The 20984-nt window shown below is 71.0% G+C and carries 18 protein-coding genes; 7 read left to right on the top strand and 11 right to left on the bottom strand.

What is annotated here, in order from left to right; genetic code table 11:
• Positions 1-36 precede the first annotated feature (36 nt).
• Both Q2K16_RS01155 and Q2K16_RS01160 read left to right on the top strand, forming a co-directional pair.
• Positions 37-2856: a helix-turn-helix transcriptional regulator gene (locus Q2K16_RS01155; protein ID WP_302743019.1), complete on the top strand. Its 2820-nt coding sequence runs from the start codon at positions 37-39 to the stop codon at positions 2854-2856.
• The gene (locus Q2K16_RS01160) at positions 2840-3505 is read left to right on the top strand and encodes an O-methyltransferase (RefSeq protein ID WP_302743021.1); all 666 of its coding nucleotides are present in this window, start codon (positions 2840-2842) and stop codon (positions 3503-3505) included. The genes Q2K16_RS01155 and Q2K16_RS01160 overlap by 17 nt, the downstream gene beginning before the upstream one ends.
• A 135-nt stretch (positions 3506-3640) precedes the next feature.
• Here the strand turns inward: Q2K16_RS01160 and Q2K16_RS01165 are convergent, their stop codons facing one another.
• Genes Q2K16_RS01165 through Q2K16_RS01175 form a run of 3 tightly spaced genes read right to left on the bottom strand, consistent with a single transcriptional unit; the run spans position 3641 to position 7705 of the window.
• Positions 3641-4642: a hypothetical protein gene (locus Q2K16_RS01165; RefSeq protein WP_302743023.1), complete on the bottom strand. Its 1002-nt coding sequence runs from the start codon at positions 4640-4642 to the stop codon at positions 3641-3643.
• On the bottom strand, positions 4639-6834 hold the full coding sequence (locus Q2K16_RS01170) for a hypothetical protein (protein WP_302743025.1): 2196 nt from the start codon (positions 6832-6834) through the stop codon (positions 4639-4641). The genes Q2K16_RS01165 and Q2K16_RS01170 overlap by 4 nt, the downstream gene beginning before the upstream one ends.
• Entirely contained in the window at positions 6827-7705 is an 879-nt protein-coding gene (locus Q2K16_RS01175) for a 5'-methylthioadenosine/S-adenosylhomocysteine nucleosidase family protein (protein WP_302743027.1), read from the bottom strand. The genes Q2K16_RS01170 and Q2K16_RS01175 overlap by 8 nt, the downstream gene beginning before the upstream one ends.
• A gap of 250 nt (positions 7706-7955) precedes the next feature.
• Here Q2K16_RS01175 and Q2K16_RS01180 point away from each other — a divergent pair, with 250 nt between their 5' ends.
• Together Q2K16_RS01180 and Q2K16_RS01185 are read left to right on the top strand one after the other, a co-directional pair.
• Positions 7956-8654, top strand: a complete 699-nt coding sequence (locus tag Q2K16_RS01180) for an NUDIX hydrolase (RefSeq protein ID WP_489671891.1) — start codon at positions 7956-7958, stop codon at positions 8652-8654.
• The gene (locus Q2K16_RS01185; RefSeq protein WP_145920617.1) at positions 8644-9174 is read left to right on the top strand and encodes a hypothetical protein; all 531 of its coding nucleotides are present in this window, start codon (positions 8644-8646) and stop codon (positions 9172-9174) included. Before Q2K16_RS01180 ends, Q2K16_RS01185 begins: the two co-directional genes overlap by 11 nt.
• A gap of 183 nt (positions 9175-9357) precedes the next feature.
• Here the strand turns inward: Q2K16_RS01185 and Q2K16_RS01190 are convergent, their stop codons facing one another.
• Positions 9358-9972 carry a DUF1062 domain-containing protein gene (locus tag Q2K16_RS01190; protein WP_302743033.1) on the bottom strand — a complete coding sequence of 205 codons (615 nt, stop codon included), beginning with the start codon at positions 9970-9972 and terminating at the stop codon, positions 9358-9360.
• Between the two features lie 93 nt (positions 9973-10065).
• Here Q2K16_RS01190 and Q2K16_RS01195 point away from each other — a divergent pair, with 93 nt between their 5' ends.
• A complete protein-coding gene (locus Q2K16_RS01195; RefSeq protein ID WP_489671843.1) occupies positions 10066-10803 on the top strand; it encodes a maleylpyruvate isomerase family mycothiol-dependent enzyme in 738 nt (245 codons plus the stop codon).
• Positions 10804-10867: 64 nt separating this feature from the next.
• Here Q2K16_RS01195 and Q2K16_RS01200 read toward each other — a convergent pair whose 3' ends face one another.
• The 7 genes from Q2K16_RS01200 to Q2K16_RS01230 all read right to left on the bottom strand — a co-directional run bounded on the left by Q2K16_RS01200 (position 10868) and on the right by Q2K16_RS01230 (position 19117).
• Positions 10868-12076 carry an iron-containing alcohol dehydrogenase gene (locus tag Q2K16_RS01200; RefSeq protein WP_302743037.1) on the bottom strand — a complete coding sequence of 403 codons (1209 nt, stop codon included), beginning with the start codon at positions 12074-12076 and terminating at the stop codon, positions 10868-10870.
• Between the two features lie 114 nt (positions 12077-12190).
• Positions 12191-13651, bottom strand: a complete 1461-nt coding sequence (locus Q2K16_RS01205; protein WP_302743039.1) for an NAD-dependent succinate-semialdehyde dehydrogenase — start codon at positions 13649-13651, stop codon at positions 12191-12193.
• 91 nt (positions 13652-13742) lie between these two features.
• Positions 13743-14819 (bottom strand): ABC transporter ATP-binding protein, encoded by a 1077-nt coding sequence (locus Q2K16_RS01210; RefSeq protein WP_302743040.1) that lies wholly within the window; start codon positions 14817-14819, stop codon positions 13743-13745.
• The gene (locus Q2K16_RS01215) at positions 14819-15886 is read right to left on the bottom strand and encodes an ABC transporter ATP-binding protein (protein WP_302743041.1); all 1068 of its coding nucleotides are present in this window, start codon (positions 15884-15886) and stop codon (positions 14819-14821) included. Before Q2K16_RS01215 ends, Q2K16_RS01210 begins: the two co-directional genes overlap by 1 nt.
• Positions 15886-16803 carry a carbohydrate ABC transporter permease gene (locus Q2K16_RS01220; RefSeq protein WP_302743043.1) on the bottom strand — a complete coding sequence of 306 codons (918 nt, stop codon included), beginning with the start codon at positions 16801-16803 and terminating at the stop codon, positions 15886-15888. The genes Q2K16_RS01215 and Q2K16_RS01220 overlap by 1 nt, the downstream gene beginning before the upstream one ends.
• Positions 16803-17756 (bottom strand): carbohydrate ABC transporter permease, encoded by a 954-nt coding sequence (locus Q2K16_RS01225; protein ID WP_302743045.1) that lies wholly within the window; start codon positions 17754-17756, stop codon positions 16803-16805. Before Q2K16_RS01225 ends, Q2K16_RS01220 begins: the two co-directional genes overlap by 1 nt.
• Entirely contained in the window at positions 17753-19117 is a 1365-nt protein-coding gene (locus Q2K16_RS01230) for an extracellular solute-binding protein (RefSeq protein WP_302743047.1), read from the bottom strand. The genes Q2K16_RS01225 and Q2K16_RS01230 overlap by 4 nt, the downstream gene beginning before the upstream one ends.
• 465 nt (positions 19118-19582) lie before the next feature.
• On the opposite strand from Q2K16_RS01230, the gene Q2K16_RS01235 reads away from it, so the two are divergent.
• A complete protein-coding gene (locus Q2K16_RS01235; RefSeq protein ID WP_302743049.1) occupies positions 19583-20326 on the top strand; it encodes a GntR family transcriptional regulator in 744 nt (247 codons plus the stop codon).
• An 88-nt stretch (positions 20327-20414) separates the two neighbouring features.
• A complete protein-coding gene (locus tag Q2K16_RS01240; protein WP_302743051.1) occupies positions 20415-20984 on the top strand; it encodes a DJ-1/PfpI family protein in 570 nt (189 codons plus the stop codon).

Consider the following 20984-nt stretch of genomic DNA (forward strand, 5'->3'; position numbering starts at 1 on the left):
AAAGGCCCATCCCATCGATCGGTGGGGAGTCACCAGGTGCTTTCCCGACATCAGCTCGCCCTGCTCGCCGACCCGGCACCCGACGACGGGCGACACCGGACACCGCCACCCCACGACCGACCCGAACTGATCGGCAGATCAGCCGAGAGGGAACTGCTCGACGCCCTGCTAGGTGGCCGCGCACGCCTCCCGGCACTGCTGTTCAGCGGCGAGATCGGCGTCGGCAAGACGGCACTGCTGCGCGCCACCGACGAACAGGCCCGCCGCGCCGGCCGCCGCGTCGTGTGGGTCACCGGCGCCCCCGCCGAGGCCGACCTTCCCTACTCGGGCCTGCACCAACTCCTCTACTCCCTGCGCGCAGACCTCGACCGCCTGCCCACCCACCAGCGGGTCACCCTGTCGCGCATCCTCGGACACGCCGACGGCCCCACCCCCGACCGGCTGGCGACCTGCGCGGCCACCCTGGCCCTGGTCACCGAACTCGCCGACGACGGTGGCCTGGTGGTGCTGGTCGACGACGCCCAGTGGATCGACCGGGAGAGCACCGACCTGTTCGCCTTCGTCGCACGCCGGACCTGTGATCTGGCCGGCCTGGTGCTGGTGGCCGCCGCCCGCCAACCCGGACCGCCACTCACCGCCGGACCGTATGGCCGGCAACTCGCGCCACTGCCGGACCACGACGCCGGCCAGCTGATCGACGCCTGGCACCCCACCCTGCACAGCCGCGTCCGGCGCGTCATCCTCGACAATGCCCGCGGCAACCCGCTGGCACTGATCGAGCTACCCAGGGCACTCAGCCAGGAACAGCGGTGCGCGAGCATGCCGCTGCCGGCCCACCTGCCGGTGACCCCGACGATCAGCGGGCACTTCGGGGCACGCATCCGCGACCTGCCCGAGTCGGCCCGGCAGCTCCTGCTGATCGCCGCCCTCGACGGGAGAGCCCAGCTGGCGACGCTCACCGAAGCGACCGACGGAACCGACGTGACGGCCCAGCTCGGCCCCGCCGAACGGCACCACCTCGTCACGCTGGGCACCGACCGGTTGCTCTTCACCCACCCACTGGTCCGGCTGACCACCATCGACCTGGCCACCCGGGCCGAGCTGCGCACCGCCCACCGCCACCTGGCCCGGGTGACCACCGCCGACCAGGACGTCCGGGCCACCCACCTGGCGGCCGCCGCACTGGGCCCGGACGACGCCCTGGCCGACGCCCTGGCCGCGGCCGGCGACCGCGCCGCCGACCGGGGCGTCCTCACCACCGCCACCGAGATGTTCGCCCGCGCCGCCGAACTGAGCACCGCCCCGGCCGACCGCGCCGAACGGCTGGCCATCGCGGCCCAACTGGCCTGCCGCGCCGGCTGGCTCCAATGGGCGAAACAACTCACCCCGGCCCCGAAAGAGTTCGGCGTCACCACCCACACCGCCGCCGTCAGCGCCTACCTGCTCTCACTCGACGAGGGCGACGTGGACCTGGCGCACCGCCGCCTCCTGCGGGTCTTCGACGACCCCAGCACCAGCGTGCCGATGCGCCGGATGGCACTGGAGATGCTGTTCCACGTGTGCGTCCTCGCCGACCGGCCGGACCACTGGGCTGCCCTGGACACCGTCCTCGCCCGCCCCGACTGCGAGTCGGCGGACATCGTCCTGCGCTGCCGCGCGATCCTCTCCGGCCGGGACGGCGACGCCGCCACGATGCGTGAGCGGTTCCTGGAACTGCTCGACCGCTGGCCGACGACACCGGCGGAACTCACCGCCCTCTCCACGGCGTCCCTCTCCGCCACCGCCGCCGCCCTCGACGCGGTCACCGAGCTGCTGCCGGTGCTGCGTGGCCTGCCCGACGCGTCGGCCGACAACCGGGGAGCACCGACGGCGAGGTTCGGCCTGCACATGGAGATCCTGGACCGCTACCACTCGGGACGCTGGGACGAGACGGAGACCCTGCTGCGGGAGAGCGCCACCGCTGCGGGCGTCAGCGGCCTGCGGACCCTGGAGGGCATCTCCCGCTGCCAGCGGGCGCTGCTGGCCGCCGTACGCGGTGAGACCGAGCAGGCCCTGGAGCTGACCGACGAGGTGCTGCGCTGGGCCGCGCCACGCGGGATCGGACTGGCGGTCACCCTGGCCCACCAGGCCCGGGCCCTGGTGGCGCTGGGCACCGGCGACCACGAACACGCCTACGCCACCCTGTCCACCATCGCCCCCGGCGGGGCGGTGACCCGCCTGCCGGTCAGCGCCCGCCACATCGTGTTCGACCTGGCCGACGCCGCCGTGCACACCGGGCACGGGCCGCAGGCGACCGCATATCTGCAGGCGCTACGCGACGGAGGATTCGACCGCCTCTCCCCACGGATGACCATGCTGACCCACGGGGCCGCCGCCCTGCTCGCCCGCGACAGCCACACCGACGAGGCATTCCGGCAGGCGCTGACCGCGCCGGGACACGAACGCTGGCCGCTGGAGCACGCCCGGATCCGCCTCGCCTACGGAGAGCGGCTGCGACGCGCCAAGGAGATCGGCCCGGCCCGCGTGGAACTGGGCGCGGCCCTGGAGGTCCTGGACAGGCTGGGCGCCAGGCCGTGGGCGGCACGGGCCCGCAACGAACTACGGGCCGCCGGTCTGGCGGTCGCCCGGCCCGCCGAAGGACCGGCCGGGCTCACCGCTCAGGAGGAGTCCGTCGCCAGGCTCGCAGCCCAGGGCCTGACGAACAAACAGATCGCCGTCCGGCTGCGCCTGTCGGACCGCACCGTCAGCGGACACCTCTACAAGGTCTACCCCAAGCTCGGGGTCACCTCACGGACCGGGCTGCGTGACGCCCTGGAGATACGAGCCGGATGGGATGCGGATGGCACAGCAGACTGAGTTCACCGAGGCCCTGCTCGACTACGTCCGGCGGGTCTCGCTGCGCGACGACGAGATCCTCGCCGACCTGCGTCGGGAGACCGCCGCCCTGCCGATGGGCCGGGCGATGCAGATCATGCCGGAAGAGGGCCAACTGCTGGCCCTGCTCGTCAGACTGACCGCGTCGTCGCTCTCGGTGGTCGAGGTCGGGACCTTCACCGGCTACAGCACGCTGTGCATGGCCAGGGCCCTCCCGCCCGGTGGCCGGCTGTTCACGGTGGACATCTCCGAGCGGTGGCCGATGATCGCCGCACCGTACTGGGAACGCGCCGGGGTGGCCGACCGCATCGACGTACGCATCGGTGCCGCGCGGGAGGTCCTGGCCGACCTGGAGAGCGAACTCGGACCGGGCACGGCGGACCTGGTGTTCATCGACGCCGACAAGGCGGGCTACCCGGACTACTACGAGGCCGCGCTGCGACTGGTCCGCCGGGGCGGACTGGTCGTCCTCGACAACACGGTGTTCTTCGGCCGGGTGCTCGACGAGGAACACCAGGACCCCGACACCGCCACCATCCGGGAGCTGAACGTCTCGCTGCTCGCCGACGACCGGGTCGACCTGGCGATGCTGTCCTTCGCCGACGGCCTCACGCTGGCGGTGAAGCGCTGACCCGACCATCCGCATCGACCCGGAAAGGTGCCGGCGAAAGCCAGTTCGAAACGCCGACAGGACCCGAAAACCCAGCGAAGCAGAATGAGTGACGTGGGCGTCAGGGTGTTGGCGGTGAGACGCGGCGACCACGGGTCACCGCACCCAGACGAGACTGTAGAAGGTCAACTTCGGCTTTCCGGTGAACCACTCGCTGCCCGGCCAGATGACGACGTAGCCGAGATCAGCCTCAGCGGTCTTGACGCAGGCCGCGAGCGGTGCCGCCACCGGGTTGTCCACCCCCCGACCCAGGCGCACCGTCCGCTGCGCGACGGTGAGTGGCGGAAACTCGTCACTCCACTCTCGCTGCGCAAGGCAGTCCGCCTCGCTCGGAAGATCGTCGATGGTCACCGAGTCGAAGATCTGCGGCCGGAGCACCCGGGAGACCTGTGCCCCGTTCACCAGTTCCAGTCTGCGGGTGACGTGGTCGAAGGCGACGTCCGCGGTCGTGCCGGACTGGCTGCGCTCCAGGTCCAGGTAGGTGTGTTCACCGTTCACGGTGAAGGTCACCTTCTCGACGTCGATGCGGGCCGGGCCGTACACCTCGGTGTTGTTCGACGTCGCACCCGCGTCCGCGACGTCGATCTTCGCACCGGCCGCGACGAAGATGACGATGCGGTTGCGCTCCACCTCCTGCACGAAGCGGCCGTCCATGGTGATCCGCAGCTTGCGGCCGCTGTTGATCCGGAAGGTCTCGCACGTGGCGTCGGGCTTGTCGCGGGCCGCGATCGGGCACACCAGCAACTGGGTGACGTCGGCGGGCTCCGCCCGCAGGATGCGCACCGACGAACCGGTGTCGCGGACACCACCGTCGGCACCGACCCCGAACACCCCCAGCGGAGTCACGATGGACACGTCGTCGGTCTGCACCTCCACACTGCCGTCCGAGTTGAGCACGAACTGCACCGGCAGCAACGGAGGCTGGTAGGCGACGTGCCCCATGATCCCGAGCTTCTTGTCCGAGGCTGGTTTGTCACCGTCGGGCAGTTGCCACTCGTAGGGCATGGAACTGCCGAGGACGACGCCCCCGCCGAGGCAGCAGCTACCCAGGCAGATCAGCACGACGGCGATCACGGCCGCAATCGCTGTGCGGCTCACCGCGTACCCCCCGGGCCGGTGTCGTGCCCGAGGCCGTTCGGCTCGGTGATGCGCTCCTGACCGGCCTCGATGCCCACCGGCTCCCGGCCCCACAGGCCGCCGCCGCGTCGGCGGTTCAACTCCTTCGTCAGCCAGGCGGCACCGTCCACCACCACCATCTCGAGGACGTCGAGTGCGTCGTTGACGCCGGTGCTGTCGAGGGCCAGCCGGGCAACCAGCCCCTCCGGTTCCCCGCCGTCCCGCATCCGCCCGAAGTCGCCCAGTTCGAGACTGATGGTGCCGAGAGTGTCGGTGCGGACGACGAAGTGCCGCTGTTGGATGTGCACCTCCGTGGACGGCGCAGTGGACACGGCAACGCCCCCGGAGGTGATCTGCGCCTGGGTGGGCGTGGCGGCCGGGCGTCGGATGCTCTGTTCCGTGACCTCCACCTCGCGCAGTCCGCCGTAGGGAATCGAGCGACGGCTCGACCCGTGCAGCTCGCCGTAGGCGAGGTCGAGTTCGGAGCAGAAGTAGCGGATACCCGTCGCGGTCAGCAGGAACAGCGTCAGCACGTAGCGCGAGTAGCGGATCGGCCCGTACGAGACCCGGGCGCTGCTCGCCCCCGGTGCGCCGGTGGTCAGCTCCAGCGCGTACGCCACCTCCGAGGCGGGAATCCCCCGTTCACGGAGCATGTCCGCCCTGAAGACCAGGACGTCCTGGGCAAGCCACGTCGCCATCTCTTGGTCGGTGGGGCGGTCACGCAGGACCGCACACCACCTGTCCCACTCGGCTCGCTCGGCCTGATACCTTTCGGCCCGTTCCCGGGACACGATCCGGTAGGTCGACTCGCGCGCCCGTAACAGCGGCTGGGAGTACCAGAGCAGGGCGATGCCCACCATGGCGGCGAGCAGCGGAAGCCCCGACTCCGTGCTGCCGTCGGGCAGCAACCGGGCGAGCACCAGCAGCGCCGCGACCGTCAGCAGGGCTACCGCGAATTGTTCGGCCCGCCTCAGCAGTGGCCGCTCGCGGTACGTGTCCTCGTAGGCGAGTAGCCGGCGGGTGCGCCAAACGTCGCGGGTCTGCCAGGCATGCCAGCGGGCGAGCCACAGCAGGTGCCCGTTACGCAGCTCCGTCTCGTCGTAGAGGATCGCGAACTCACGGGCGAGGGCCTGGCGCAGCCCGGCGGTCATCGGATCCCAACTCTGCTGTCCCGGTGCCTCACTCGCGAAGGCCTCCTCGACGGTGTGGACCGCAGCGGCCATCGCTCCCGGATCGACGGTCACGCCCAGGCCGAGAACACCGCGGAACCGATCATGGTTGAACGCGAGCAGGATGCGGCGGTGCTGCCTTCTCCACCGCGCATAGCCGGCGAGGGGCACACCGACCCCGGTGAGGACGAGCGTGATCGCCAGGGTGGTGAACGCGCCGACCAGACCGAGTTGCACCGCGACGACGACCGTCCCGACCACCCCCAGCGCCAGCCCGGCCCAACGGGTCACGGTAAGCCCGCGTGACGGCGGCACCTGCGCCCCACCGAGCTCCCTGGGCTCGGCGGGGTCGGGTTGGAAGAACTTCCAGACGCGGTCCTTGCGGCCGGGGATGTCGCCGGAGCGTTGTTCCCGGACCCGGTCGGCGATCCGACGGAACACCTCGTCCTTGACGGGGCCGGCGAGCAGGCCGTCGAGGTGCCGTTGGTGCTCCTCGGGAAGGTTCCCGTACGCCGCTGCCATCTCCTCAAGGTTGGTTTCCGAGGTTGCCCTGACGCCGGCGTCCGTCGCACGGTCGCTGATGCCCATGGCGACGTCGATGAGGGTCACCAGGCTGCCCAGCCGCTTGCGGTCGAGAAAGTCCTCGGCGCTCTCCTGGCCCGGGGCGCCGCCCCTGGCGACCAGCCGTCGGGCGTTGCCCAACGCCTGCAGGTGCCGATCGTCGAGAGCGCTCAGGGTCCGGTCGCTGAGCGTGGCGACGAGGTAGTGGTAGCACACCCCCGGCCGTTGACCGTACGGGGTGGCGAGCACCTCGGCCAGCAGCTGCTCCGCGGCTCGGGACATGCCACCGTCGAGCAGGCGGACCGCCACCTCGTACCTCCTCTCGGGTGGGTCGTTCGGCCCGACGTAGTACGTGTGCACGCCACCGTGGATGGTGCCGCCGGCCGCGAATATCGGCGAGTTGGCCCCGGAGGTGTGTACGTGCTGACGGGGAACCTCAGCCATCTCCCTGCTCCCCCCGGTAGTCGAGGCGGACGCCGCCGTGGATGGTGCCGCCGGTGCCGATCACCGGGGACTGCGCCCCCGACGTGTGCACCGTGTAGCGGCTGTCGTCCGGGGCGGTCGGCGTGCCGGCGTCGCCGTGGTCGAGCCGGGCGGCCAGCGCCAGCGCGAACGCCGCCGCGTGTGCCGCGGCCCTGGGTTGCCATCCCTCGGCGTCGGTCTGGTCCTTGCGGCCGCCGGCCTGGTCACTGATGCCGCGGATGGTGGCCGTCGGCACCGCGTGGTTGACGTGTCCGGCGTGTGCTGCGCCGGCGCTCTCCATCTCCACCGCTACGGCGTCGGCGTAGTGCTCGTGCAGGCGCTGCGCCTCCGGCGTGGTGCGCCCGTTCAGCACCACCTCGCCTGCGGCGATGGGCTCGAAGTGGACTTTCGGTGCCGGATGCAGGCCGCTCGCCCAGCCTCCGTCGAGGGCGAGGTGGCGGGCGACCTGCTCCAGTTCGTACGCGATCGGCCAGGCCTGCGGGTACGCCCGGAATCCGCTGTCCTCGCTGCGCCCGCCCTGGTGGGCGTACACCTTCGTGGCGACCACGACGTCGCCGAGGGCGAGCCAGTCGCGCAGTCCGCCGGCCACCCCGACGAAGAGCATCGCGCTCGGCCGGTAGTGGCTGATGGCGCGCTCGGCGATGACCCCGGCGGCGGGGTTACCGCGTCCGACGAGCGCCAGCGCGACCTGGCGGCCCGGCCCGTCGTCGATCCCGACGAGGGTGCCGATGTCGAAGTGGGTGCCGGCGGGGTGCCGCTCGACACGTATGTCCCGTAGGCGTTTCCTGATCTCGCTGCGCTCCACCTCGAGCGCCACCAGTACGACGATCATCAGACACTCCTCGTACGTCTCTCGCTGTTCGTCCTATTTGGACGGTCGATGGATGCAACCGGGTCCGGTTCTGCGGTTGCGGGTGATTTGCGAGGTGCGGACCAAGGGGGCGACCCATGGAGATGCTCAGCCGAGCTGCCGCCTCGGTGAGGACTTCCCTGCCGAGAGTAATTGTTCGTCGATGATATAGTCAAGCTGACTAAAAGAGGAGGGCGTTGTGCCGAATGACAAGCAGTGGACCGCCCCATTGATCGCGATCGCCGTCGACCTGGCGGTCTTCACCGTCCTGGCGGACCGGTTCGTTGTCCTGTTGGTCGAGCGCGGCATCGAGCCGGACCTCGGCTCCCTGGCCCTTCCAGGCGGTTTTCTGGCGACCGTGCAGGAGGATCTGACCCGCGCCGCGGTGCGGGAGCTGGCGGAGGAAACCGGGCTCGACCCCGGTCGAGTGCATCTTGAGCAGCTCGGCACGTACGGCACACCGGACCGGGACCCGCGACAGCGGGTCGTCACTGTCTGCTATCTGGCATTGACACCGACGCCGGGGGCGCCTGCTGCGGGCGGCGACGCGCGCCACGCCGACTGGTACCCGGTGGAGAAGATTCTCGCGGAGCCGAGCCAGCTCGCCTTCGACCACGCCCAGATCCTCGCCGACGCCGTGGAACGCGCCCGCAGCAAGCTTGAGTACACCACCGTCGCCACGTCCTTCTGCGGTCCCGAGTTCACCATGTCCGAACTCCGCCGGGTCTACGAAATCGTCTGGGGGCGGTCCCTGGACGCCCGCAACTTCCACCGGAAGGTTCTCGCCGTGCCGGACTTCGTCCGCCCGACCGGAGAACAGACCACCCGCAACGGTGGGCGGCCCGCCGCGCTCTACCGCCCCGGCGACACCTGGCTGGTGCAGATCCCCATCCTGCGCGCCCGTCACGAGGGGGTCCACAATGTCCATTGATCCGCTGCGCGAGCTGCTCTTGGCCGAGTACGGGCAGCTCAAGGAAGAACAGCGCGCCCGCATCGGCCTACGCGACAACCTCATCTACGTCACCCTGGCTGCATACGCTGCCATCGTGGTGGGGGTGACCACCCTGGGCGGCCAGGGGGCGTTGTTGCTCATCCTCTCGGGAGCGGCAACGGTCCTGGGCTGGACGCACCTTGCCAACGACGAGAAGATCTCCGCGATCGGTCGCTACGTCCGCACAGCGCTCGCCCCACGCGTGGAAGACCTGCACCCCCGGGCCGCGCCCGTGTTCGACTGGGAGGGGACGCATCGACGCGACCAACGTCGACGACTGCGCAAGATCCTCCAGGCCTCGACCGACCTGCTCACCTTCAATATCCCAGCGCTCGGCGGGCTCGTCTACTACTGGGTCAACGGGCCCTGGCACTGGTCACTGATCACCGTGTCGCTGCTGTTGCTCATCGCGAGCGCCGTTCTGGGTTGGCAGCGCCTTCTGCACGTCGACCTGGCCTGAACCGTACCGAACCGGTCGGGGGAGGGGACCGGTCAGACACGAGGCCGGCGCGCCCGGCCGGAACTCGGCCTCGAAGCCGACACCTTCGGGGCAAAGACCGTGCTGTCCCGGGTGGCCGACTGATCCGACTACACCGACGAGTGCCGTGCAGTCAGGCTGCTCGATGGCACCCGGGGTGGCAACTCAGGCCCGCTCGGCCGACAGCGGCGGAGCGACGACCAGGAAGCGGAAATCCTCGCACGCCCTGGCGGTGACGGGCAGGGGCAGCCGGATGCGCCCGGAGTCGACCATGCCCGGCAGGGCGGACCGGCTCAGACCGAACCCGGCGGTGAGCAGCTTCCCGACCCGTACAGGCACCGGCAGCTCGAACCTGACGATGCCCTCGAACGGCGCGGCATCCGTGCGCTGGAGGTCGTAGAACGGCAGGTCGGTGTCCAGCCGCCAGGTGCCGGTCCAGTCAGGCTGGTAGCCGGCCCGGCGGGCGAGCGTCGCGTCCATGGCCAGTTGCCGCACCCCTGCCGGATCGTTGTTCTCGAACATCAGGAGCCGCTCGTCGTCCAGCGCCCGCACGGCGATGCGTTCGTGGACGGCGATCTTCGAGGTGCGGCCGCACAGCACGCAGCAGATCAGCAGCCACACGTCCAACAACGTGTGGTTCGCGTTGACCCGGATCCTGCCGGAGGGACGGTGCCGCGTGGACCGGCACGACACACCGGCCCTGACGATGGTGGGCAGGGCGCGCTCGCTGACCACCCACAGCGCTTGACCGTCGGCCGCCGGGCAACGGGTCTTCCCCACGCCCCGCCGGAAAAACCGCTGTCGCCCGTCGGGCGGGGGTAGTACAAAGCCGCAGTGGAAGAGATTCTGGAGTTCGCTGACCTGTTGCGACTGATGGACGAACGATCAGACGCCTTCCGGGCGGCGGTCGCCGCAGCACCCAGCCTCGACGGGCGGGTGCCGACCTGCCCCGAGTGGACACTGTTCGACCTCGTGCAGCACCTGGGCGAGGGACGCCGCAGGTGGGCCGCCATCGTGGCCGCGGGGCCCGCCGACACTCCGCCGGCGACGCCCACCCCGGTGGTGCCCCGCGACCGCGAGGCCCTGCTGGCGTGGTTCGCCGCGTCGACGGGGGAACTGCTCGACGCGCTGCGGCAGGCCGGCCCGGACCGGGGCTGCTGGACGTGGTGGGGCTCGTCGCAGGCACCACAGACGACGGGCGCCGTCGCCCGCCACCAGCTCCAGCAGGTCGCCGTGCACACCTACGACGCCCAGGTCGCGGTGGGCGCCCCGCAGCCGCTGCCGGTCGAGGTGGCCCTCGACGGTGTCGACGAGTTCCTGACCACCTGCGTCGCGACGACGGTCGCGTGGCCGCACGCCCCCGCGGTCATCGACTACCACGCCACCGAGGGCCGCTCCTGGCGGATCCGGTTCTCCGCCGCCGGCGCCCGGACCGCCCGCCTGCCCGCCCCGGCCGCCGTCGAGGACCCGGAGTTGGCCCACGCCGCCGCCTGGGGCACCGCCCACGAGCTGGTCATGTTCTGCTACGGCCGCGTGAGCATGGACTCGCTGCGGGTCGACGGCGACCGGCGCGTCTTCGAGCAGCTGATCGCCTGGGAGCCGGAGGACTAGAACCTGATGACGGGCCCGGCCGCCGTCCGCCGGCCCCGAACCCGGCGCACGACGGCCGGGCCCGTCAGGTGCGGTCCCCGGTCCAGGCCGCTTCGAGGATCGCGGTCAGGCTGGCGGTGTCGGTCGGCCCCGGATGGTTCTGGATCAGGCGGGTGACGCCGGAGGCCATCTCCGCGAAGCGGGGAAGGTCGGCGCGGGCCACCCCGATGTCCGCCAGGGTGGGCGGGATACCGATGTCGGCGAGGAGCCCGTGCAGCCAGGTGAGGAACACCTCGGCGGCCTCGGCCGGCGACGCGTCGGCCACGTCGAGCCCGCACACCCTGGCGAGGGTCGCCAGCCGGTCACCGACGGCGTCCCGGGCCGCGTCCAACGCGTAGGGCAGCAGCAGCCCGACGCCCAGGCCGTGCGGGGTGTGCGTGGCCGCGCCGATGGGGTACTGCAGAGCGTGCGGGGCCGCGTTGCCCGCGTGGGAGAAGGCGAGCCCGGCGAGCACCGACCCGTAGGACATGTCCGCGCGCGCGTCGGTGTCGCCGCCGTCCCGCACGGCCCGCCGCAGGCTCCGGGCGATCCGCTGCGCGGCCAGCAGCGCGTAGTGGTCGGTGACCGGGTTCCGGCCGAGGAACACCTGCTCCACCGGGTCGCGCGGCCCGTGGGGCCGGGGTCGCGCGGTGTAGCTCTCCACCGCGTGACAGAACGCGTCGATGCCGGAGTGGGCGGTGACGGTCGCCGGGCAGGTGTAGGTCAGCTCGGGGTCGACGATCGCGAAGTCCGGCACGATGTGGACGCTGGAAACCCCCACCTTCAGCTCACGGTCCGGGTCGGTCAGCACCGAGACGGGGGTCAGTTCGGAGCCGGTGCCCGACGTCGTCGGGACCGCGACGAGCGGAGTCGTCGGCCCCGGCACCCGCGACTCGCCGTAGAAGTCGCGCGGCGTCCCCCCGTGGCACCGGATGACGCCCACGATCTTGGCGAGGTCGATCACCGTGCCACCACCGACGGCGAGGATCACGTCGGCGTCCACCGCGGCGGCGGCGGCGACGGCCCGGTCGACGTCGGCGAGGGGCACGTCGGCGGTCGCGTCGGAGAACACCTCGACGACCTCGACCTTCTCCCGCACGGCGGCCACGATCCCGGCCACGCCCGGCTGCCCCAGCAGGGTCCGGTCGGTCACGACGAGGACGCGTGAGCCGTTCTCGGCCACCACCCGGGGAATGTTCTGTGCGACCCCTTCGCCGATGATCAGCTGGCGTGGTCCACGGACGGTTTCAAGCATGGTGGTGCCTTCCCGGAACGTCGGCGGCGATGTGCTGGTCGGACGTCCCGGTCGCCCGCGCGACCGCGACGACGTCGTCGCGGTCGCGCGGGCGACCGGCGGGCGGCGGGACGCTCACGGCAGGTCGATCGCCGCGTAGGTGACGTCGAGGTACTCGAGGATGCCCTCGTGCGACCCCTCCTTGCCGATGCCTGACTGCTTCACGCCCCCGAACGGGGCCGACGGGTCCGAGACCAGGCCACGGTTGACGCCGATCATCCCGGTCTGCAGCCCCTCGGCGAACCGCAGCGCCCGTTGCAGGTCACGGGTGAAGACGTAGCCGACCAGGCCGTGCTCGGTGTCGTTGGCCTTCGCCATCACTTCGTCGTCGGACGTGAACCCGATGATCGGCGCCACCGGGCCGAAGATCTCCTCCCGCAGCATCCGCGCCTCGTCGGGCACGTCGACCAGGACCGTCGGCGGGTAGAAGTGACCGGGCCCGTCCGGCCGCGCGCCGCCCACCAGGACCCGGGCCCCCCGACCGACCGCGTCGGCGACGAGGTCGTCGAGCTTGGCGACCGAGGGCTCGTCGATCAACGCCCCGACGTCCACGCCGTCGTCGAGGCCGTTGCCCACCACCAGCGCGCCCATCCGCTCGGTGAACCGCTTCGTGAACTCCTCGCGCACCGGCTCCTCGACGTAGATCCGGTTGGCCGCGATGCAGGACTCCCCGATGTTGCGCATCTTGGCCACCATCGCACCGTGCAGCGCGACGTCCAGGTCGGCGTCGGCGCACACGATCAGGGCCGCGTTGCCGCCCAGCTCCATCGAGGTACGCAGCACGTTGTCCGCCGCCTGGCGCAGCAGCACCCGCCCGACCTCGGTCGACCCGGTGAACGACACCTTGCGGGTCCGGGTGTCGGCCAGCAGCGCCGAGACCACCTCACCGGCACGTCTGGTGGTCACCACGTTGACCACACCCGCAGGGACGCCGACCTGCTCCATGATGCGGGCCAGCAGCAGCATGGTCAGCGGCGTCTGGGCCGCCGGTTTGGTGACAGTCGTGCAGCCCGCGGCCAACGCGGGGGCGATCTTGCGGGCGCCCATGGCCAACGGGAAGTTCCAGGGCGTCACGAACACGCACGGTCCGACCGGCTTCGGCACGGTGAGGATGCGGTATCCCCCCGCAGGCGCGGTGCTGTAGCGGCCCTCGACGCGTACCGCCTCCTCGGCGAACCACCTGAAGAACTCGGCGCCGTAGGCCACCTCCGCCCGGGCCTCGGCCAGCGGCTTGCCCATTTCGAGCGTGATCAGCCGGGCGACCTCCTCGGACCGGTCGGTCAGGGCCCGGTACGTCGCGGTCAACAACTCCGACCGTCTGCGGGGCGGGGTCGCCGCCCACTGCGCCGCCGCCCTGCTCGCCGCGTCCAGCGCGGCCAGGCCGTCGACGACGCCGGCGTCCGCGACCTCGGCGATGGTCGTACCGGTGGCGGGGTCCTCGACGGCGAAGGTGACGCCGCTCGCCGCATCCCGCCAGGAGTCGCCGATCCGCAGCCGCCGGTGCTCGGGGGCCAGGACGTCCATCGGGTCACTCATTGCGTCGCCTCCTGTGATCTTCGTGGTGATGTCCGGGGAGCGGCGGCACACGGGTCACCTGCCCGTACCGGTGCCGGCCGGCACCGTGCGGCTACCGCCCGGCCGCCGACAGCGACAGCCCGGTGCCCGCGTCGAACAGGTGCGCCCGGTCCAGGTCGACAGTCACCCGCAGCCGTTCGCCCGGCGTACCGGTGACGGTGGGTCGCGCCTTGACCTTCAGGATCTCCGTGCCCACCCGCACGTCGACCACCGTCCGGTCACCGAGGGGTTCCAGGCCGTAGAGCTCACCTGGCAGCGACGCGTCCCCGCGCCGCTCCACGGACAGGTCCTCCGCGCGCAGGCCCAGCCGCAGCGCCTGACCGTCCCCGGCGGTGGCCCACCGGGGTCGGGGCAGCGTCCAGCCCGCCGCGCCGACCAGCCGGTCCCCCTCGGCGTGGCAGGCGAGCAGGCTGATCGGCGGGCTCCCGACGAACCCGGCGACCCACTGGTTGGCCGGCCGCTCGTACACCTCGGTGGGGGTGCCGACCTGCTGCACCGTCCCCTCCCTGAGGACCGCGACCCGATCGGCCATGGACAGCGCCTCGACCTGGTCGTTGGTGACGTAGACGAAGGTCGCCCCGAGGCTGCGGTGGATGCGGGTCAGCTCGGTGCGCATCTCGACGCGGAGCTTGAGGTCGAGGTTCGTCAACGGCTCGTCCATGAGAAACGCGCGGGGACTGCGGACCAGCGCCCGGGCCAGTGCGACCCGCTGCATCTCACCGCCCGACAACTGCGCGGGACGACGGTGCAGCAGCCGTTCGATGTGCAGCAGACCCGACATCCGCTCGACGGCGGCGGCGATCTCGGTCGCCGGGCGGCGACGCGCCCGCAGCGGCGAGGCGATGTTCTCGTACGCGGTGTGCCGGGGGTAGAGGGCGTAGTTCTGGAACACCATGGCCAGGTCACGGACGGCCGGGGCGTCGGCGGTCGCGTCCCGGCCGTCCAGGTGCACCGACCCGGCGTCGAGCCTGTCCAGGCCGGCGATGGCCCGCAGGGTCGTCGTCTTGCCCGCCCCGGAGGGCCCGAGCACGACGAAGAACGCGCCGTCCGGCACGTCCAGCGTCACCCCGTCCAGGGCCCGCACCTTACCGAAGGACTTGCACAGCCCCCGTACCGCGACGGTTCCCATCAGGCCACCAGCTCTTCCGTGCGTACGTCGTAGACCGCCGGGGTCCCGCCGGTGTGCCGCAGCCCGACCTTCGCGTCGGCGGCGAACCGTACGGTCGGTGGCATCCGGACCCGGACGTCGCGTCCGCCGCTGTGGTCGACCACGTAGATGATCTCGTCGCCGAGCCACTCGGCCGAGACCACGCGGGCCGGCACCGACCGGTCCGCCCCCGGCGCGGTGACCTCCAGCGCCTCCGGCCGTACGCCCGCCACCAGGGGGCGGTCGCGGGGCAGGCCCGGCGGTGGGGTGAGGACCAGTCCGCCCTGACCGCGCAGCGCCCCGTCGGCCACCTCCACCTCGATCAGGTTCATCGGCGGGGAGCCGATGAACGCCGCGCAGAACAGACTCGCCGGCCGGTCGTACACCTCAAGCGGGGTGCCGATCTGCTCGACGCGGCCCTTGTTGAGGATGGCGATGCGGTGACCGAGCGACATGGCCTCGACCTGGTCGTGGGTGACGTAGACCATCGTCGCCCCCAGTTCCCCCTGCAGGTGCTTGATCTCGGTGCGCATGTCCGCCCGCAACTCCGCGTCCAGGTTGGTGAGGGGTTCGTCCATCAGGAAGGCACGTGGCCGGCGCACCAGGGCGCGGGCGAGCGCCACCCGCTGCTGCTCCCCGCCGGAGAGCTGACGGGGCCGCCGGTCCAGCAGCGGGCCGAGCCGCATCAGCCGGGCGGCCTCCTCGACCCGCTCCCGCACCTCGTGCTTGGGCAGTCCCTCGGCCCGCAGCGGGAACGCCAGGTTGTCCCGGGTCTTCAGGTGCGGGTACAGCGCGTAGAACTGGAACACCATGGCGATGTCACGTTCGGCCGGCGGCAGGTCGTTGACCAGCGTGTCGCCGATGCGGATGTCGCCGCTGGTCTGCCGTTCCAGGCCGGCGACGGCCCGCAGCGTGGTCGTCTTGCCGCACCCCGACGGGCCGAGCATCACGAACAGTTCGCCGTCGCCGATGGACAGGTCGACGTGCTCGACGGCGACCGTGCCGTCCGGGTAGCGCTTGTGCAGGGCGCTCACCTCGATGCCCGCCATCAGCGTCGCACCGCCCCGAGGGTCACACCGGCGACGAGGTGCCGGCGTACCAGGTAGGCGAAGACGAGCACCGGCAGGGCGAACACCACCGAGGCGGCGGCCACCAGACCCCAGTCCACGGTGGTGCCACCGATCAGGCCGGCGATGGCCGGCGGGGCCGTGCGCACGTCGTCGCTGGAGGTGAGGAAGATGGCGAACACGAACTCGTTCCACGAGAAGATGAGCGCGAACACCGCCGTCGCGGCGATGCCGGGCACGAGCAGGGGGAGGGTGAACTTCCAGAACGCCTGTAGGCGGCTGTAGCCGTCGAGCATGGCGGCGTCCTCGTACTCGGCGGGCACCTCGTCGACGAACCCCTTCATCATCCAGATCGTGAACGGGACGTTGAACGCGGCGTAGATGAGGATCAGGCCGAGCTTGGTGTCGATGAGTCCGGCCTGGCGGTACATGAGGAAGATCGGCACCACGACCACCACGGGCGGCATGAACCGGGTGGACAGGATGAAGAACAGCTGGTCCTTCTTGGCCTTCAGGGTGAAGCGGGAGTACGCCCATGCCGCCGGCACCCCCAGCACGGTGGCCAGCACCGTGGACACGCCGGCGACGACCACGGAGTTGAGGAACGCCACGGACAGGGCCGAGCGGCCGCCGTCGGCGCCGACGAAGACGTCCCGGAAGTGGTCGAGGGTGACCGTGAAGCCGAAGAACTCGGCCGGCACGGCGTAGACGTCCCGGTTCTCCTTGATGGACGTCTCGATCATCCACAGCACCGGGAAGAGCATCACGACGGCCAGCGCGGTCAGCAGCACGACCTCCAGCACCGACCGGCCGCGACCCCGGCGGCGCACGCGGCGGGCGGGGGGCGGGTGGTCCGGGGCCGGGCCCGCGGACACGGCCTCGTCGACGGAGACGGCCATCAGCCCTCCTTGAGTTTGTTCAGGTAGCGCAGGTAGAGCTGCGTGAGGACGATGACGACGAGGACCATGAGGATCCCGTACGCCGAGGCGGTGCCGGTGTTGAAGCCCAGGAACGCCACCTTGTAGACGTGGAACGACAACGTCTCGGTGGAGACCCCCGGTCCTCCGCTGGTGAGGATGTAGACGAGGTCGAACAGCCGGAACGCCTCGATGGCCCGGAACAGCACGGCGATGAGCAGCAGCGGCCACACCAGCGGAAGGGTGATGGTGCGGAACCGGAACCACTCGGACGCCCGGTCGATCGAGGCGGCCTCGTACAGGTACTTCGGGACCGCGGTGAGTCCGGCGAGCGCGATGAGCATGATGAACGGCGTCCACTGCCAGGTGTCGACGACGATCAGGGACACCAGTGCGGTCCGCTGCCGGGTGAGCCACTCCACCTGGCCCAGGCCGAGCGACCCGAGCATGCTGTTGATCACGCCGAACTGCGCGTCGAGCATGAACCGCCAGAACAGCCCCACCACGACCGGCGACAGCATCATCGGCACCAGGAACAGGGTGGTCAGCAGGCCCCGCCCGTGGGTGCGGCGGGAGATCAGGTAGGCGATGGCGAAGCCGAGCACGGTCTGCAGGGTGACCGCGCCGACCACGTAGACGACCGTGGTCAGGGCCCGCTGGTGGACCTGCGCCGACGTCAGGATGGCGGTGTAGTTGCCGAACCCGACGAAACGGGCGGGTCCCCCTCGGGTGGCGGAGTAGTCGGTGAACGACAGGTACAACGCCCACAGCAGCGGGAACACCGACATGCCGAGCAACAGCAGCAGCGCGGGGGAGATGAAGGCCACGGCGAGGCCGCGGTCGCCCAGCCGGGGGCGGGACCGACCCGGTGCAGGGGGCGTCGCGGACGCCACCTGCCCGGGACGGTCGGTCGTCAGCGGGTCGGGGTCACTCACAGCCCGCCGCCGCCCTTGCGGTTGCTGGAGTCGAGCACGCCCTGCTGTTCCCGGGCGATGTCGTCGAGCGCTGCCTTCGGGCTCTTCGCGCCGTTGAGCGCCGCGTTGACGTTGGTGTTCTCGATGTCGACGAGACGCGCGTACTCGGGGACGTTCCACATGTCCCGCATCCGGGGCACCGAGTCGGCGTACACCTGGTTGAACGGTCCGGCGTTGAGGAACTCGGGCGACTGCAGGGCGTCGGTACGCGACGGCACGCCACCGGCCGCGGCCCACTTCTTCTGCACGTCGGCCCGCTCGAACCACCGCATGAAGTTCAGCGCCTCCGCCTGCTTCGCCGAGGGGGAGTAGGCCGACACGTGCATCCCCATCCCGCCGAGCGGGACCAGGTTCGTCTTCTGGGTCGGCAGGGTGGCGAACCCCAGCTTGCCGAGGATCTGCTCCCGGGTGGTGCCGAGCGTCGACTGCTTCGGGTCGAGCAGGCCGCCGCTCGCGGCGATCCAGTTGAACGCGATGCACGCCTTGCCCTGGGCGACCGCCGCGTTCACCTCGTCGATGAACCAGTTGCCGGAGCCCTTGGCGGTCAGCGGCTTCATCTTGTTGACCAGGACGTCCATCGCCTCGTGACCCGCGGCGTCGTTGAGGACGCCGTCGATCTTGCGGCTCTTGGCGTCCCAGAGGTTGCCGCCGTAGACGCCGTTGACCGTGTTGTAGGTGACGGCCGCCGCGTCGGAGCCGTTGGCCTGGTGGAAGGCGAGCCCGCTGACGCCCGGGTTGTCCGCCTGGCACTTCGCGGCGACCGAGATCATCTCGTCCCAGGTCTGCGGGGGCTTGTCGCCGATCAGGTCCTTGCGGTAGATCATCGTCCAGGTGTCACCGAGCAGCGGCAGCCCGTACAGGCTGGCGTTCTCGTCACGCTTGCCGGTCTCGGCCTGCGGGAACTGGCCGTACGCCGCCAGCAGGTACGGGTCGTAGGCGTCGACCTCGATGTTCTTCTTGACGAAGTCGGTCAGGTCGAGGATGTTGCCGTTCGTCACGGCCTCGCCGATGTGCTGCGAGTCCAGGATCGCGATGTCGAAGTCGGTCTTGCGGGCGGCGAACTGGGTGAACATCGCGTCGTGCCAGTTCGCGTTCGGCACGGTGTTGACCTTGATGGTCGCGTTCGGCCGTTCCTTCCTGTACTCCGCGTTCGCGAAGTCCTCCAGGGCGTGGGCCGGGGGCCAGTCGAACCAGATGAAGCTGAGGGTCAGCGGGTCCTTGCTCAGCTCGGGGACCGTCGCCGGCGCCTTCGGGGCGCTGGTCTTCGTGCCGTCGTCCCCGCCGTCGCCGCATGCCGCCAGGGTCGTGGCGACCAGCAGCATGGCGGCCGTCGCCAGCCGGACCGTCCGCCGGGAGACCGATGTTCGACCAGTTCGCTTCGGATGCCGCATCGTGGTACCTGCTTTCTGGGGGTGGTGGGGACTTCCCGGGCCTCGCTATGTGCCTCGCCGAGCAGGTGCTTCGTTGTTCGGCCGTGGTGCCGGGCCGGTGCGGGGGCCGACCGGTGGACCGGTCACGGACGCGCCGCGACGTGCCGGTTCGTCGTCGTGCCGGCGGGAGGTACGTCGGCCCGTCGGCGACCCGGTGACGAACCGGGCGGGATGTCGAGCATGCTCATGGGAGCTCCAGATGATCGGGTGGAGCGATGGCAGGCGTTACGGCGACGGTGCAGACTGACGGTCACCCGTCAGTTTCCTATACGATCGGGTGGGGGGCGTCAGCATGTCGCAGCGTCGTAACTGATGTCAACAGGTTCCCGAAGGCGCACGAAAGGACCTCACGTCACGATGGACGACGAAGCGATGGGCGCGCGGGGCCGCAGGGCCGCGCCGGGCGGGGCGTCGCCCGGACGCTCCGGCGGCCGGCTCGCCGACGAGGTGTACGACACGCTGCTCGGGCAGCTGATGTCGCTACGGATCGAGCCCGGCTCCCGCGTCACGATCGACGTCCTGGCGCGCGAGCTGGGGGTCTCGCAGACGCCGATCCGGGACGCCCTCAACCGGATGGAGGCCGAGGGCCTGGTCGTGCGGGTGCCCCACGCCGGCTACCGCATCCCACCCCAGATCACCCGCCACCGCTTCGAGGACATGCTGGAGGTCCGCCTGCTCCTGGAGCCGGCGGCGGCGCGCCGGTCCGCCGAACGCGCCTCCCTGGAACAGGTGGCCGGCCTGCGCCGGATGCTGGAGGAGATGGCGGAACTGGAGGGGGGCGTCGGGCCCGCCGCCTACGGTGCCTTCGGGCTGCGCGACGCCGCCTTCCACGACCTGGTCGCACTGAGCGCGGAGAACCAGGTCATCCGGGAGGCGCTCGCCCGCCTGCACAGCCACGTGCACCTGTTCCGGCTGCACCACGACACCCAGGTGACGCACCTGGCGATGGCCGAGCACGAGGACGTGGTGGCCGCCATCGCCGCGCGGGACCCCGACGCCGCCGCCTACGCGATGCGCCGGCACATCCTGCGCTCCGGCGAGCGCTTCCGTCGGCTGTTCGACGGGATCAGGGACGCGGACGCGATGGCCGCGCAGTCTTGACGGGCGGGCGGGGCGGGGGAATGCTAGCTCAATCGGATCGGATTGGATCGCGTCCACCTCACCGCCACCACATTGCGAGGAGAAGCAGATGCCCAGAGCGCTGCTCCTGACCGGCGACGCCGCCGAGGAACTCGACACCATGTACCCCTACTACCGCGTCCAGGAGGGCGGCTGGGACGTCGACGTCACGTCACGCACACGGCGTGACGTGCAACTGGTCATCCACGAGTTCGACCCGAACTCCGACGCCTACGTGGAGAAGAACGGCCGCAAACTGCCTGTCGACGTGCCCTGGGCCGAGGTCGACGTCGAACGCTACGACGCCCTGATCATCCCCGGGGGACGCGCCCCCGAGTGGATCCGGGTCGACGCCGACGTCAGGCGCATCACCGAGCACTTCTTCGCCCGCAACCTCCCCGTCGCCCTGGTCTGCCACGGCGCGCAGGTCCCGGCGGTCTACGGCCTGCTCAAGGGCCGCAGGACGGCGTGTTTCCCGCCCATCACCGGCGACATGGAGAACGCCGGCGCGACGGTCGTCGACGCGCCCGACGTCGTCGACGGCAACCTCGTCTCCTGCCGGGGCTGGCCCGACATGCCGCAGTTCGGCCGGGCCATGATGGAACTCTTCGCGAAGTCCGTCGACGCCCCCTCGGCATGA

The organism is Micromonospora cynarisoli (assembly GCF_030518815.1).
Taxonomy (GTDB): Bacteria; Actinomycetota; Actinomycetes; order Mycobacteriales; family Micromonosporaceae; genus Micromonospora; species Micromonospora wenchangensis.